Raw genomic sequence first — 15,288 nt, 5'->3', positions numbered from 1 at the left:
GAGAAGGGAATGTAATGGAGAAAGATGTTTCAAAACAAGTACTACTATGGAAATCAACAAACATCAAAGATGATGATAGAGATGAGTCTCCTAATATAGAACTGTTTTTATTAGACGGGGAAGGCTCCCATCCAGTCATGATTATAGCACCGGGAGGAGGCTACTCTCATCGAGCAAGCCATGAGGCTTATCCAGTTGCTAATTGGCTCAATTCAATTGGTATTTCTGCGATTGTTCTAAATTATCGTGTCGCCCCTCATAAACATCCACTTCCACTTCATGATGCACAAAGGGCGATTAGAATGGTAAGATACCATTCTACTAATTGGAGGATCGATCCAAACCGGGTAGGGATATTGGGATTTTCTGCCGGAGGACATTTGGCATCCACCGCAGGAACACATTTTGATTTAGGAAATCCGGTGGCCGAAGACCATATAGAACGGTTTAGCTGTCGGCCTGATGTCACGGTTCTTTGTTATCCGGTGATCACAATGGGAGAATCGACTCATGCGGGAAGCATGCATAACTTATTGGGGGGAGATTCAAGTGAAGAAATGATTTATCTGTTATCCAATGAGTTACATATTAATGAACATACACCGCCAGCATTCCTTTGGCATACAGCTGATGATGCATCAGTAGACGTGGAGAACAGCTTCCTCTATGCAAAAGGGTTAAGGAGAAATTCCGTTCCTCTTGAACTACATGTATTTGAAAGTGGTCGACATGGATTAGGGTTAGCGGAGGATCATCCAGAAGTAAAAGTTTGGCCAAAGCTTTGTGAAAAATGGCTAAGAAAAAGGGGATTTTAAACCTTTCTTACGACACCTTAGAAAAAATAGGAGGGAAATATGTTAACGAAAGATGAGATAAGGATTCGAGATCCTTTTATCCTTACTGACCATGATTCAAGAAACTATTATTTGTATGGTACGACAGATGCAAATGTTTGGGAAGGACAGGCTACAGGATTTGATGCCTATAAAAGCAGAGACTTAGTAAACTGGGAAGGTCCATTTCCCGTTTTCCGAACGGATTTATACTTTTGGGCAAATCAACATTACTGGGCACCTGAGGTGTATTTTTATCATGATCAGTATTATATGTTTGCTAGCTTTAAAGGGGAAGGAAAATGTCGCGGTACTCAAATCCTAGTGTCAGACCATCCATTAGGTCCGTTTTCACCTCTTTCAGAACATCCGATTACTCCCAGTCATTGGGAATGTCTTGATGGGACGTTATTTATAGATAGTAACGAAGAACCATGGATCATTTTTTGCCATGAATGGCTTCAGGTTCAAGATGGAGAAATCTGTGCCCAGCGCTTATCACCTGATTTTCAATCGACAGTAGGGGAGCCTTATTTTTTATTCAAAGCGTCAAGTGCCAACTGGGTAGTTCCCGTGAGAGGGGAGACGGAATATATCACAGACGGACCTTTTCTGTATCAAGATCAAAAAGGACGGTTACAAATGCTATGGTCAAGTAGAAGTCCTAAAGGATATGCGGTTGGAATCGCTATATCAGAATCTGGTGATATACGTGGCCCGTGGGTTCAGGAGACAGAATCTTTATTAGACGAAGATGGCGGACATGCGATGCTATTTAGAACTTTTAATAATGAATTAAAACTAGCCATTCATTCACCCAATCGATCCCCAAATGAACGACCTGTATTTTTATCTGTTTCAGAGAAGGATGGCAAACTAGTTGTAGAAAAGTGAAAGAAAAACTGTGTACCAAATGGTTTACACAGTTTTTTCTTCATTCTAGAAAATTAATTAATCAGTGCTTGTAGGGGTGCGGGAATTCTTCCGCCACGATTAATCATTTTTTGTGAGCTGAATGGATTTACTCCCATAACCGGTGCTCTCCCAAGAAGTCCTCCAAATTCAACCATTTCTCCTTCTTGTTTTCCAGGTACAGGGATGACCCTTACTGCTGTTGTTTTTTTGTTAATCATTCCTATGGCCGCTTCATCTGCAATCATTGCGGATAGGGTAGCAGGGGTAACATCTCCTGTTATAGCAATCATATCAAGGCCGACTGAACAGACGCATGTCATTGCTTCAAGCTTTGATAAACTTAAAGCACCGTCGATAATTCCTCGAATCATTCCATTATCTTCACTGACGGGGATAAAAGCACCGCTTAATCCACCAACATAAGAACTGGCCATGGCTCCACCTTTTTTTACCGCGTCATTCATGAGGGCCAGGGCTGCGATCGTTCCATGAGTACCCACGCGCTCAAGACCGATTTCCTCTAAGATTTCTGCAACACTATCATTAATGGCGTTGGTAGGAGCCAAAGAGAGGTCCATAATTCCAAACGGAATGCCGAGCCGCTTGGCTACCACTCTACCAATAAGCTCACCTGCACGTGTAATCTTGAACGCTGTTTTTTTGATAATATCAGATACTTCTCCTAGGTCAGCTTGTGGGTGTTTTTTTAACGCGTTCAATACGACGCCAGGACCGCTAACTCCAACGTTAATAACAACTTCGCCTTCTCCAGCTCCATGAAAAGCTCCTGCCATAAATGGATTATCTTCAACTGGATTACAAAATACGACGAGTTTAGCACAAGCGATACCATTTTGATCTTTTGTTCGCTCAGCTGCTTCTTTGATAACATATCCTAATTGCCTTACCGCATCCATATTGATACCGGTGCGAGTGGTGGCGACTGAAACTGAGGAGCAAACGCGCTCTGTTACACTAAGTGCTTCTGGCAAGGCTTTAAGTAAGGTCTCATCACCTTTAGAAAATCCTTTGTGAACAAGGGCAGAGAATCCTCCGATAAAATCTACACCTAATTGCTTTGCGGCTAGGTCAAGAGTTTTTGCAAGCTCCACGGTTTGTTCAACGGTTGCACTTCCTAGGATTTCAGCAATTGGGGTAATAGATATACGCTTATTAATAATCGGAACGCCAAATTCCTTTTCCGCTTCTTCTGCTACTTTCGTTAAATCCTTAGCATAAGTAGTTATTTTATGAAATACATTTTGCTGCATTTTATGGAAATCGGAATCCGCACAATCACGGAGACTGATTCCCATTGTTACTGTTCGGATATCAAGGTTTTCCATCTGCACCATTCGTATTGTTTGAAGGATTTCATCCATTGCAATTGTCATATACAGTCACCACCTATCTATATTCTGTGCATCGCTTGAAAAATCTCTTCAAGCTGAATGTTTATTTTTAAGTCCATTTCCTCTCCAACTAAATCCAGTTGGTCACGGAGTTTTGACAAATTTTCATTTCCGGTCACGTCAATAATCATCATCATGGTAAAAAAGTCTTGTAAAATGGTTTGGCTGATATCCAAAATATTCATATTATTTTCAGCGAGAATAGTTGTCACTTTTGATATTATGCCAACCTTGTCCTTTCCAATCACACTTACCACTGCACGTCTTCTTTCCATTCGTTCCACCTCATTATTTTTTTGAAATAAAAAAAGATTGGAGTATCTCCAATCTCGGGTAAGAAGAGTGTGCAAAATATTATTATGCAAACATTCTCTTCTGTCCTTTTGCCTGAGATTGTGAATCCTTCGGCGCCGTATACATACGGTCTCTCCAGAAGCTGCTCCGGTAATAGTTTGATCCACTACCATCATGGCGGCTGTATTGAATTAAGTAAGATATTATCAATAAATAATAATTCAGTCAATTAAAATTTGTGAAAAATAAAAAAAGACCATATCAATTTTGAGTTTTCTGAAAATTAATATTGAAAAATGGTAAAAAAGAACATATAATCAAAAATGAGCATAAACGAGCAAAAACATCCACGTTTATGACTGAATGTAAACGTTTTATGAAAGCGCTATATTTTTTGGGGGTGAGGCTTATACATAATAAAGGAAAATCTACTAGATACTGAATTTCTATTTTCCTGTAACAAAAAAGGCAAGAAAAAAGTACGATTCAGGGGGACCCACGGCCAAATGGAAAAAACCCCTAAATCATACCTCTATTTGAGTATGCCTAAAATTCTTTAGAATTTTAGAACTCATTTTTATGGTATGGCAAAACAAACTTTTTTTCAAGATTTGTATTTTGAAAAACAACTATTATTCTAGGAAATTATTATTTGGAGGTTTTGATAACCATGAAAATTATAAAGAAATTTCACATTATTTTATTCGTATTACTCTTAACTTTATTAAATGCTTGTAGCAGTGGAGAGAGCTCTTCTACCAATGCTACGGATGAAAATAATACTGATGATAAAGAAAAACAACTTAAGATCGGGTTGACCGTTCCAACTTTAGGGAATCCATTCTTCGTAGCAATGTCCAAAGGGGCTGAAGAAGTTGCTGCTAAGTATGATGCTGAAGTCATTACAGTGAGTGCAGATCATGATCTGGCAAAGCAAACGGCTCAAATTGAAGACTTTATTACAAAGAAAGTGGATCTCATTTTGCTAAGTCCATTTGATTCGGCTGGGATTGCAGGTGCAGTTAGTCAAGCAAAAGCAGCTGGAATTCCAGTTGTCGCTCTTGACGGTTTTGCAGAAGGAGGTATCGACTCAGTTGTGATGTCAGATAATGTTCAAGCGGGGAGATTAGCTGCCGAGTACCTAGTAGAGCAATTGAATGAAAAAGGAAATATTGTCATTATTGATGGACCTCCTGTATCAGCGGTCACAGATCGAATTAAAGGCTTTAATGAAGTGATAAGCAAATATCCTGACATTAAAGTAGTTGCTAACCAGAACGGTGAAGGTAACCGTGAGAAGGCGCTAACTGTAATGGAAGGAATATTATCCGCAAATAAGAAAATTGATGCCGTTTTTACTATTAATGACGAAGAAGCTGTCGGAGTACAAATTGCTCAAGAACAAGCTGGTAGAGAAGATGAGTTCTTTCTCGTAAGTGTTGATGGTGCTCCTGCTGCAGTTGATGCACTGAATAAAGGTGGTAGCTTTGCAGGTACTTCAGCACAGTTCCCTAATCAAATGGTGATTGATGGTGTAGCTTTAGCATTAAAAATAATAGATGGAGAGAAAGTAGACTCAGAAGTTCTTATCCCTACTGAATTCATTACTCAAGAAAATGTTGATTCATATAGTGGGTGGTAATCAGTACCCCTCGCAATGAAAAGATAAACATAGTGCTCTAATATCGAGCACTATGTTTACACCAAATGTAGTGTAGGGAGGGGCAGTAATGAACGGAACGAAAGAGAAACATACGAAGCATCAATCTATAAATGAACAACCTATTATGAGTATGAAGGACGTATCAAAGCAGTTTTCTGGTGTGAAGGTGTTACAAAACGTTGATATTGAACTTTATAAAGGGGAAGTTCATGCATTAATGGGTGAGAATGGTGCAGGGAAATCTACTTTAATGAAAATAATGGCAGGAGTGTATCAGCCTGATGGCGGATCAATCGTATACAAAGGTGAAGAAGTGCGGTGGAATCATCCCATGGATGCTAGAAGCAAAGGCATTAGTGTTATTCATCAAGAGATAAGCTTATCGCCTAACTTATCCATTGGAGAAAATATATTAATGGGTACCTCGTTGAAGAAAAATAGAATCGGTTTAATTAGCTGGAATGATATTTATGAAAAAGCTGAAAAAATTTTAATTTCCATTGGTTCTTCATTGGATCCTCGAGCGGATGTTAGTTCATTAAGTGTCGCTCAACAACAAATGGTGGAGATTGCTCGTGCATTATCACTTAACTCAGAAATATTAATCATGGATGAACCAACGGCATCTCTTACTGATAAAGAAATAGAGAAGCTTTTTACGATCATAGACGAATTAAAAAGAAAAGGTGTTGCGATCGTTTATATTTCCCACCGAATGGACGAAATTTTTAAGATTTCCAATCGTTTTACCGTACTTAGAGACGGTTGCTTGGTCACGAGCGGTCCAATATCGGAAACAAATCCTACGCATCTAGTAAAACTTATGGTAGGACGAGAATTAAATGAGCTGTTTGTAAGAGAGAGAAGCGAAAATGATACAGGAGCGAAGAATCAACAACCAGTACTCGAGTTGAAAGGTGTCTCCGACAAAAAAATCGTGAAAAATGTCTCGTTGAAGATTTATCCTGGGGAAATTGTTGGTTTAGCAGGACTTGTTGGAGCTGGAAGAACCGAACTGGTGAGGACCATCTTTGGTTTATCCGACCTGTCAGAGGGTCAAATCGTCATGGACGGAAAGTCTGTTCAGATAAGGAACCCAATTGATGCGATGAAGCTTGGGATTGCCCACGTACCAGAAAGCAGGAAAGAACAGGGTTTATTACCGAATCTATCAGTCAAAGAAAATATCATGATGGCACAATACCCCCTGTACCGTAAATTTAGGATTTTGCAATACAAGAAAATCAACCGTGAAGCGGATCGTTATATTGAGGAACTTGGAGTCAGAACGGCATCAAAAGAACAAAATGTAATGGGCCTTAGCGGTGGAAATCAACAGAAAGTCGTTATAGCAAAATGGCTTTCCATTGGTCCAAAGGTACTGCTGCTAGACGAGCCTACACGAGGGGTAGATATAGGTGCGAAAACAGAGATCCATAAAATTATTAATCAACTAGCTGAAAAAGGGCTTGCTGTATTGATGATTTCTTCAGAATTACCCGAAATACTTGGAGTAAGCGATCGGATCGTAGTGATGCACGAAGGCAGACTAAGAGCCGAACTGTCTCATGCGGAAGCAACACAGGAAAAAATAATGTTCTATGCTACAGGAGAGGTTAAATGATGAATATTAATGTACAATCTACAAGTCCAACAGTAGTTACATTCAAGGATCGTTCCAAACAAATATTTAATCAGCTGGGCATGTTAATCATTCTTGCTTTATTAATCGTAGTTATGAGTGTGATCGCACCAAATTTCACAGATTCAAGTAATATATTAAACGTATTGAAGCAAAGCTCAATCACTGCAATTCTTGCTGCTGGAATGACGGTAGTTATTTTAACAGGTGGGATAGATTTATCTGTTGGATCAACGCTCGCTTTAAGCGGTGTTATATCAGTTTTACTATCAAACGCAGGAGCTCCTGTTGTATTAGCGATGTTAGCTGGAGCTGGTGTTGGATATGTGGCTGGGGCGATTAACGGTTATTTAACAGCGGTACCCAAGCTACCTGCGTTTATCGTCACACTTGGTAGTATGACATATTTAAGAGGATTGGCGTATGTCATTACAGGTGGTTATCCCGTAGTTTTAGCATCAGAGAAGTTCAAGTTTATTGGAGCAGGTGAAATATTTGGCATACCTACTCCGATCTATATCATGGCCATTGTTTATCTAATCATGTTTGTCGTCTTGAAATATACCATGTTTGGACGCCATGTCTATGCGATTGGCGGCAATGAAGAGGCGGCACATCTAACAGGAATTAAAGTGAATCGTACATTAATCAATGTCTACTCTATCAGTGGGTTACTGGCAGGTATTAGTGGAGTTGTGATGGCAGGGCGCTTATTCTCAGGACAGCCGATGGTAGGTATTGCCTTTGAACTGGATGCGATTGCAGCTGTCGTTCTAGGTGGTACTAGTTTTGTAGGAGGACGCGGCAGAATACAAGGTACCATCATTGGGGTGTTAATTGTGGCTGTACTAACAAATGGCATGACCTTACTTAACGTAGATTATTACTGGCAACAAGTCGTAAAAGGGATAGTCATTGTCATTGCTGTTCTTCTTGATCGACTGCGTAGTAAAAATTAATAGAAAAAGTGGAAATTTGAAAGCACATGAGAGCGATTTGTATTCTCATGTGCTTTCAAGTTTTGATTAGTATTTAGAATGGATACTGTCTGTTTGTTGTTTGAATGGATACCCATTTCGTTACAGTGAATTCTTCGACCACCCATGGATTTCCGAATCGACCTAATCCACTAGCTTTATTTCCTCCGAAAGGAATATTTGGAGCATCATTTACGGTTTGGTCATTAATATGTGTCATCCCGCTATCAATTTGGAGGGCTAATTCTTCTCCCCGGGCTAAGTCATTTGTAAATATGGCTGAACTTAGTCCATAATCAGTATCGTTAGCGATTTCAATGGCCTCACTATCTGTTTGTGCCTTAATAATAGTAGCAATAGGAGCAAATAACTCGGTTTGTGCCAGTTTGCTAGAATTATTGACATTCGTGAAAACAAACGGAGTAAGGACGTTACCCACTCGTTTCCCTTCTAAAGCAACAGTTGCTCCTTCAAGTTTCGCCTCTTCAATGTATTGAAGGGCTTTTTCCAATTGGCGCTCGTTAACCAATGGCCCAATAACTGTCTTTGGATCACTTGGATCTCCAAACGGAAGTTCTCTCGCTCTAGCTACAAATTTATCAACAAACTCATCATATTTATCTTTATGAACAATGATTCGGTTAATAATCATACAAATTTGTCCTTGGTGAATAAACTTTCCAAAGATAGCAGCATTCACTGCTTGTTCGACATCGGCATCTGACAGGACAACAAATGGACTGTTTCCACCTAATTCAAGAGCTACTCGTTTTAAATTTTGTCCTGCGATGGCACCAATACGTCTTCCTACAGCAGAAGATCCAGTAAAGCTTATTAGCTTGGATTGAGGGTTGGTTAACATCTCATCTCCAATTTCCTCAATATCAGACAAAATCACATTTAAAACACCTTTTGGCAGCCCGGCATATTCAAAAGCTTTTGCAATTATGATCCCGCCCGAAAGTCCCACTTGGATATCTGGCTTATGAACAACGCTATTTCCTAAAGCAATTGCTGGAGCAATCGTTCTCATAGACAGATTCATTGGAAAATTAAATGGTGAAATAGAAGAAATAACTCCCAGTGGGAGACGGTAAATATGATGTAATTTCTCAGGTGATCCAGGTACTTCTTTTACTTTATAAATTTCATCAGCATATTTTATGGATTCCCCTAAAAATTCTAGGGTAAGATGTAACTCCACATTGGCCTTTAAAAGAGTGCCACCCGTTTCTCGTACGATGGTAGAAACTATTTCTTCACGATTCATAGTTAAATATTCTGCAGCCTTATGTAGAACCGCTCTTCTATCTTCAACGGTAGACTTGGCCCATTTTCTTTGAGCTATTTTGGCATGGTAGAAGGCTTGAGTTAGCTGTTCTTTGGTAGCAAGATGTACCGAGGTAATTATTGAAGTATCATATGGATTTAAAATATCATAGGTTCGTTCACTTTTTCCTTCCGTCCATTCGCCATTAATATAACTCTTGTTTAATACCTGTGTTGATTGCATTATTAGTCTCCTCCCACTTTTTGATAACGCTTACATAAATTTGTAATAGGAATTTCTTTATTAATGCGAGTATATTAGATTCTCCTGATGACGTATAGAAGGTTGTTGCTATATATTAAACGATTTAAAAATTTTTGGATGAAGTCTTGGACATGACTTTGTTTAATCATCCACTAATTTGGTCATAAAGAATAAAAAAGTGGATGTGATTACAATGGATGAACATGAAGGGAATTTTGCGAGAGGATTTACGTGGGCTTTGGTGATTAGTCTTCCTATATGGATAGGGATTTTTGGGATTATTAAATTCATTTCAAAGTGATGATTGTCGTGTTTAAAATTTTTTAGATTTGGGTAAAGTCCAACACGTTAATCTAGGATAGGAGCGGTACATATGACGTTTATATCTAAGATTTTGTACAATTGGCATAGCTTTCGAATGAATTATCATTTTTTGTTAGTAGAAAGTTGTTTGGATTATGAACTGAAAAGTAAGCTAATAAAAAAATTTGAATATCATAAAGATAAGGCAATTCGGTTAAAAAACAACCCCCATTCACTCAGTTGAATGGGGGTTGCATCATTTAATTACGCACTAATCTTAACAACTTTACCTTCTTTACGTTTCTTCGCGTATTCAGCAGTAGCTGTGTATAGTACATCAGATGATGAGTTAAGGGCCGTTTCACAAGAGTCCTGTACCACTCCGATGATGAAACCAACCGCAACTATTTGCATGGCTACATCATTTGAAATTCCAAATAAGCTACAAGCTAAAGGAATAAGCAGGAGAGAACCACCAGCAACTCCTGAGGCACCAGCAGCAGAAACAGCTGCTAAAACACTAAGGATAAGGGCAGTACCGATGTCAACTTGAATACCTAGAGTGTGAACAGCTGCAAGAGTCAGAACAGAAATCGTTATTGCTGCACCAGCCATATTAATGGTTGCACCTAGAGGGATAGAAACAGAATACGTGTCCTTATCTAGATCTAGTTTTTCACATAATGTCATGTTAACTGGAATATTTGCCGCTGAGCTACGAGTAAAGAAAGCAGTAATTCCACTTTCTTTTAAGCATTTAAATACTAATGGATAAGGGTTGGTGCGAATATTTACATAGACGATGATTGGATTCACCACAAGAGCCACAAAGAACATACAACCAACAAGAACAAGAAGTAGTTTTCCATAGTCTAATAATGCAGATAATCCGTTCACTACAATGGCATCATACACCAGTCCCATAATACCAATCGGTGCTAAGTTGATCACCCATTTAACAAGTTGAGAAATCGCATTTGAAAAACTTTCTAACAAGTTTTTTGTAGAGTCATTGGCACCGCGAAGGGCAATCCCAAGAAGAATAGCCCAAGTAAGAATACCAATATAGTTAGCATTGATAAGAGCATTTACTGGGTTATCAACAATATTAAATAATAATGTTCTAAGGACTTCAACAATACCACCAGGAGGTGTAAGGTCCTCAGCTCCAGATGAAAGAGTTAAGCTAACCGGGAAGATAAAGCTTGCAACAACGCCAACAAGTCCTGCTAAAAATGTACTTACAGCATATAACCCAATAATAGATTTCATATTGGTTTGTTGACCACTTCTGTGCTTAGAAATGGCATGCATAACTAGGAATAGAACTAACACTGGGGCAACAGCCTTTAGTGCACCTACAAATAATGAACCGAAAATAGATACCCATTTTGTTGCATCCGGTATGGCTAAAGCAAAAATGATTCCGATAATCATGCCTACGAGGATACGTTTGACAAGGCTCAATTCGTTCCACTTAAGAAATAGATTTTTCATTTTACCCTCCGATTTTTTATAATATTATGATGAAGACAAAGAACAAAGCTATTGCTTTGCTGCGTTAATACCTGTTAGTTTAACACGAATATTATAAATTGTGAAACAAATTATTATATTGAAATATTCGAATTTTTGTTTAATTCACCATTATAGTGTTAATATAAAATGATTAAATGTTCAGAAAATTATATAAGTATTCCCTCTAGAATAATAATCTCGATTATTAGTGTTACAAGAACATATTCACTCATACACTTTTCTTAATAGTATTTCTAAGGAGATGAAGGGTATGATCCATGAGATGCAAAAAGCACTTCTACTCGCTGAAAATATAAAGGGTTTTATTCGGTATGTTGAAAAGCATAAAAACAGCTTCATGGTCGAAGCAGATAAAATGTATCAAGTAAAACTATTTATGAACGAATATAAATTTAAAATTATTGCGGATGAACTTCATAGAATTAACCAGTTTGAATGGGATGAAAAGTACACATACTATTTAGTTGATAGTTTTCAAAAAGGAATCACCACAATTGATGAGTATGTACAACATAACTACAATGATTTGTTTATATTGACAGCCAGACTGTATACACTTAAGAATCTTAGCCATTCTTTTCAAATTCATTAGTCTATTCACTTACCTAAGAATAACAAAAAAACTATAGTAGTAGCCTGTGTGCTTTATAAAAATAAGTTGAGAATCGTACATCACATCGTGCGATTTTTTTGTTTAAAAAAGGAATTAAAAAGAGACAAAATGAGACGGTTGTCTCGTTTTGTCTCTTTTTTTTATCTCTGATTCCATTTTGAAATCCTAAAATTATTGGCTTTTCATGTTGGCACAGTTCTTGCATCAAAAATGGTGTAATGAATTTTTCCTGGGAGGTTGGAATAAATGAGAGCATTGGAAAGCAAAGATGTGGCTTTAACTAAGGAAAAAGCACAGTGGATGTATCAAAAGATGTTAGAGATTCGTAATTTTGAGGACAGGGTTCATGAGTTATTTGCACAAGGGATCTTGCCAGGTTTTGTTCACTTATATGCTGGAGAAGAAGCAGTAGCTGTTGGGGTATGTGCCCATTTAAATGATAAAGATAGCATTACAAGTACTCATCGTGGGCATGGACATTGTATTGCTAAAGGATGCGATTTGAATGGTATGATGGCTGAAATTTATGGAAAGGTGACAGGATTATGTAGAGGTAAGGGCGGTTCTATGCACATTGCGGATCTTGATAAAGGGATGCTTGGTGCGAATGGAATTGTTGGTGGCGGATTTCCACTCGCTTGTGGATCGGCTCTTACGGCTAAGTATAAAAAGACTAATAATGTAAGCGTTTGCTTCTTTGGGGATGGTGCTCAAAACCATGGTACTTTCCATGAAGGCATTAATCTAGCTGCAATATGGAAGCTTCCTGTAGTGTTTGTTGCTGAAAATAATGGCTATGCAGAAGCCACTCCTTTTTCCTATGCGTCTAGCTGTAAATCGATTGTTGATCGTGCGAGTGCCTATAACATTCCTGGTATTAAAGTCGATGGGAAGGATGTTCTTGCCGTTTACCAAGCGGCTGAAGAAGCAGTTCAAAGAGCAAGACGTGGGGAAGGTCCTACTCTTATTGAGTGCGTAACGTATCGTAATTACGGTCACTTCGAAGGGGATGCTCAAAAATACAAGACAGAACAAGAAAAGCTAGAGCATAAGACGGAAAAAGACGCAATCTTACTCTTTAGAAATCATATTGCGAGCGAACAGATGCTAACAGAACAAGAATTAGTTGAGTTAGAAGAATCGGTTGAAGAAGTAGTAAAACAAGCGGTGAAGTTTAGTGAAGATAGTCCATATCCTAACGCCTCTGATTTATTAACCGATGTGTATGTGTCTTATTAATTAATATGATCCATATAAAAGGAGGATTCAATCATGACAAGAAAATTGAGTATGTCAGCTGCAATCAATGAGGCTATGAAACTAGCCATGCGAAAAGATGAAAATGTCATTTTAATGGGGGAGGATGTTGCTGGAGGAGCACAAGTTGACCATCTCCAGGATGAAGATGCATGGGGCGGTGTACTAGGAGTAACAAAAGGGCTAGTACAGGAATTTGGTCGTGACCGTATTTTAGATACTCCAATTTCAGAAGCTGGTTATATGGGGGCAGCCATGGCAGCAGCATCCACAGGACTCAGACCAATTGCGGAGCTCATGTTTAATGACTTTATCGGAAGCTGTTTAGATGAAGTATTAAATCAGGGAGCAAAGTTCCGTTATATGTTTGGTGGGAAAGCACAGGTGCCTGTGACGATTCGGACGATGCATGGAGCTGGTTTTAGAGCTGCAGCCCAGCATTCTCAAAGTTTGTATGCGCTGTTTACTGCGATTCCAGGCGTGAAGGTGGTTGTTCCATCTACCCCATATGAAGCCAAGGGATTATTGCTTGCTTCCATTGAAGATAATGACCCAGTCATCTTTTTTGAGGATAAAACACTTTATAACATGACAGGTGATGTTCCAGAAGGATATTATACGATTCCATTAGGAAAAGCAGATATCAAACGCGAAGGTTCTGACGTGACGATCGTTGCAATCGGGAAGCAGGTGCATACCGCATTAGAGGCTGCAGCCACACTTGCAGCAAGTGGAATTGAAGTGGAAGTCGTAGACCCTCGATGTCTTTCACCATTAGACGAAGAAACGATTCTTTCGTCGGTAGCAAAAACGAATCGACTGATCGTTATTGATGAAGCAAATCCAAGATGTAGTATTGCAACAGACATCGCAGCGCTTGTCGCAGATAAAGGGTTTGACACCCTTGATGCACCAATTAAGCGGATCACTGCACCACATACTCCAGTACCATTCTCGCCTCCATTAGAGGACATTTATTTACCGAAGCCAGAACGTGTGGTTAAAGTGGTGTCTGAATTGTTAGGTACACCAATTGAAATATAGATAGAGAGCTGGAAGGAGAGAAAATCATGGCGGTAGAAGTCGTAATGCCCAAACTGGGAATGGCTATGAAAGAAGGGACTGTTTCCGTATGGAACAAAACAGTTGGTGATGCGGTCGGAAAAGGTGAACCGATTGCCAGTGTAAGCTCCGAAAAAATTGAAATTGATGTTGAGTCTCCAGCAGAAGGAACCGTATTGCAAATTGCGGTTCCGGAAGGCGAAGGTGTTCCGCCCGGTACAGTCATTTGTTATATCGGAATTCCTGGAGAAGAAATAGCCACGGTCACGAAAATTCAAGAAACAGAAGGGAAAAAAGTTGCTTCTATGCAGTTGGAACAAACCGAGCCTAAACACCAGACGAGAGCAGCTCGCGATCGTATAAAAATTTCCCCTGTTGCTAGAAAAATGGCTGAGGCTGGAGGATTAGATATTGAAAATATTCAAGGAACCGGGCCAGGTGGAAGAATTACGAAGGAAGATGTACAAGAAGTTTTGAAGCAAGCTCGTACGACAAAAGTAGAACAGGTTAAAGAGCCTGAACCTACTTCAGTAAAAACTGTAGCAGAGACTCAACAAATCCCTGTTACCGGAATTCGAAAGGTCATTGCAGAAAGAATGTACGATAGCCTCCAAAAATCAGCCCAACTTACGATAAACATGAAAGTGGATGTAACGAAGGTAATTACCTTACAGAAGGAAACAGCAGAACTGGTTCAAAATCGTTATGACAATAAGCTAACTATAACGGATTTTATTGCTAGAGCAGTTGTGCTTTCACTTCAGCAACATTTGCAAATGAATAGCGCTTATATAGATGACAAAATTCATGTATACAAACAGGTTCATATTGGTATGGCCGTTGCGCTTGAAAGAGGATTAGTAGTACCTGTGATTAAAGAAGCAGACAAATTAACGCTTATTGATTTATCAAAAAACATTAAAACACTCGCAACAAAAGCTAGAAAAGGCCAGCTTAGTCATGAAGAGATGCAGGGTTCCACGTTTACGATAAGTAACCTAGGCGCATATGGTGTGGATCATTTCACCCCTGTGTTAAATCCACCTGAAGCTGGAATTCTCGGGGTAGGTGCTGTCTATGATACCCCAGTATTTGTTGGTGAAAACATTGAGAGAAGAAGTATTTTACCCCTCAGTTTGACGTTTGATCACCGAGTTCTTGATGGGGCTCCTGCTGCTGCATTTTTACAAACCGTGAAAAAGTTTTTAGAAGACCCAATTACGATGCTCTTTTAGAAGGAAGGG

At 39.1% G+C, this 15,288-nt stretch carries 13 protein-coding genes and 1 riboswitch; of the genes, 9 read left to right on the top strand and 4 right to left on the bottom strand.

The features are described from left to right. Positions 1-14: 14 nt before the first annotated feature. Together ACGLXV_RS03395 and ACGLXV_RS03390 are read left to right on the top strand one after the other, a co-directional pair. The gene (locus ACGLXV_RS03395) at positions 15-815 is read left to right on the top strand and encodes an alpha/beta hydrolase (RefSeq protein WP_391557490.1); all 801 of its coding nucleotides are present in this window, start codon (positions 15-17) and stop codon (positions 813-815) included. A gap of 39 nt (positions 816-854) precedes the next feature. Continuing rightward, the gene (locus ACGLXV_RS03390; protein WP_391557489.1) at positions 855-1,727 is read left to right on the top strand and encodes a glycoside hydrolase family 43 protein; all 873 of its coding nucleotides are present in this window, start codon (positions 855-857) and stop codon (positions 1,725-1,727) included. Between the two features lie 53 nt (positions 1,728-1,780). Here the strand turns inward: ACGLXV_RS03390 and ACGLXV_RS03385 are convergent, their stop codons facing one another. Beyond that, positions 1,781-3,142 carry a PFL family protein gene (locus tag ACGLXV_RS03385; RefSeq protein ID WP_391557488.1) on the bottom strand — a complete coding sequence of 454 codons (1,362 nt, stop codon included), beginning with the start codon at positions 3,140-3,142 and terminating at the stop codon, positions 1,781-1,783. Between the two features lie 17 nt (positions 3,143-3,159). After that, positions 3,160-3,435 carry an ACT domain-containing protein gene (locus ACGLXV_RS03380; RefSeq protein WP_119707683.1) on the bottom strand — a complete coding sequence of 92 codons (276 nt, stop codon included), beginning with the start codon at positions 3,433-3,435 and terminating at the stop codon, positions 3,160-3,162. A 90-nt stretch (positions 3,436-3,525) separates the two neighbouring features. Next, positions 3,526-3,603: riboswitch (glycine riboswitch) on the bottom strand. Between the two features lie 521 nt (positions 3,604-4,124). On the opposite strand from ACGLXV_RS03380, the gene ACGLXV_RS03375 reads away from it, so the two are divergent. The 3 genes from ACGLXV_RS03375 to ACGLXV_RS03365 all read left to right on the top strand — a co-directional run bounded on the left by ACGLXV_RS03375 (position 4,125) and on the right by ACGLXV_RS03365 (position 7,718). Next, complete coding sequence (locus ACGLXV_RS03375; RefSeq protein WP_391557487.1) at positions 4,125-5,096, top strand: ABC transporter substrate-binding protein; 972 nt, start codon at positions 4,125-4,127, stop codon at positions 5,094-5,096. An 88-nt stretch (positions 5,097-5,184) separates the two neighbouring features. After that, entirely contained in the window at positions 5,185-6,741 is a 1,557-nt protein-coding gene (locus tag ACGLXV_RS03370) for a sugar ABC transporter ATP-binding protein (protein ID WP_391557486.1), read from the top strand. Further along, a complete protein-coding gene (locus ACGLXV_RS03365; protein ID WP_391557501.1) occupies positions 6,741-7,718 on the top strand; it encodes an ABC transporter permease in 978 nt (325 codons plus the stop codon). The genes ACGLXV_RS03370 and ACGLXV_RS03365 overlap by 1 nt, the downstream gene beginning before the upstream one ends. 73 nt (positions 7,719-7,791) lie before the next feature. Here the strand turns inward: ACGLXV_RS03365 and ACGLXV_RS03360 are convergent, their stop codons facing one another. Together ACGLXV_RS03360 and sstT are read right to left on the bottom strand one after the other, a co-directional pair. Next, positions 7,792-9,249: an aldehyde dehydrogenase family protein gene (locus ACGLXV_RS03360; protein WP_391557485.1), complete on the bottom strand. Its 1,458-nt coding sequence runs from the start codon at positions 9,247-9,249 to the stop codon at positions 7,792-7,794. Between the two features lie 588 nt (positions 9,250-9,837). After that, positions 9,838-11,070, bottom strand: a complete 1,233-nt coding sequence (sstT, locus tag ACGLXV_RS03355; protein ID WP_391557484.1) for a serine/threonine transporter SstT — start codon at positions 11,068-11,070, stop codon at positions 9,838-9,840. Positions 11,071-11,362: 292 nt separating this feature from the next. On the opposite strand from sstT, the gene ACGLXV_RS03350 reads away from it, so the two are divergent. The 4 genes from ACGLXV_RS03350 to ACGLXV_RS03335 all read left to right on the top strand — a co-directional run bounded on the left by ACGLXV_RS03350 (position 11,363) and on the right by ACGLXV_RS03335 (position 15,279). Then, a complete protein-coding gene (locus ACGLXV_RS03350) occupies positions 11,363-11,704 on the top strand; it encodes a hypothetical protein (protein WP_391557483.1) in 342 nt (113 codons plus the stop codon). Between the two features lie 267 nt (positions 11,705-11,971). Then, positions 11,972-12,964: a thiamine pyrophosphate-dependent dehydrogenase E1 component subunit alpha gene (locus ACGLXV_RS03345; protein WP_391557482.1), complete on the top strand. Its 993-nt coding sequence runs from the start codon at positions 11,972-11,974 to the stop codon at positions 12,962-12,964. 33 nt (positions 12,965-12,997) lie between these two features. Next, positions 12,998-14,026, top strand: coding sequence for an alpha-ketoacid dehydrogenase subunit beta (locus ACGLXV_RS03340; RefSeq protein ID WP_391557481.1), 1,029 nt, complete (start codon positions 12,998-13,000; stop codon positions 14,024-14,026). Positions 14,027-14,052: 26 nt separating this feature from the next. Next, complete coding sequence (locus ACGLXV_RS03335; protein ID WP_391557480.1) at positions 14,053-15,279, top strand: dihydrolipoamide acetyltransferase family protein; 1,227 nt, start codon at positions 14,053-14,055, stop codon at positions 15,277-15,279. The last annotated feature ends 9 nt before the right edge of the window (positions 15,280-15,288 follow it).

Origin of the sequence: Robertmurraya sp., assembly GCF_036676585.1 — a bacterium.
GTDB lineage: Bacteria > Bacillota > Bacilli > Bacillales > Cytobacillaceae > Robertmurraya_A.
This window is presented reverse-complemented; position numbering and strand designations above follow the sequence as displayed.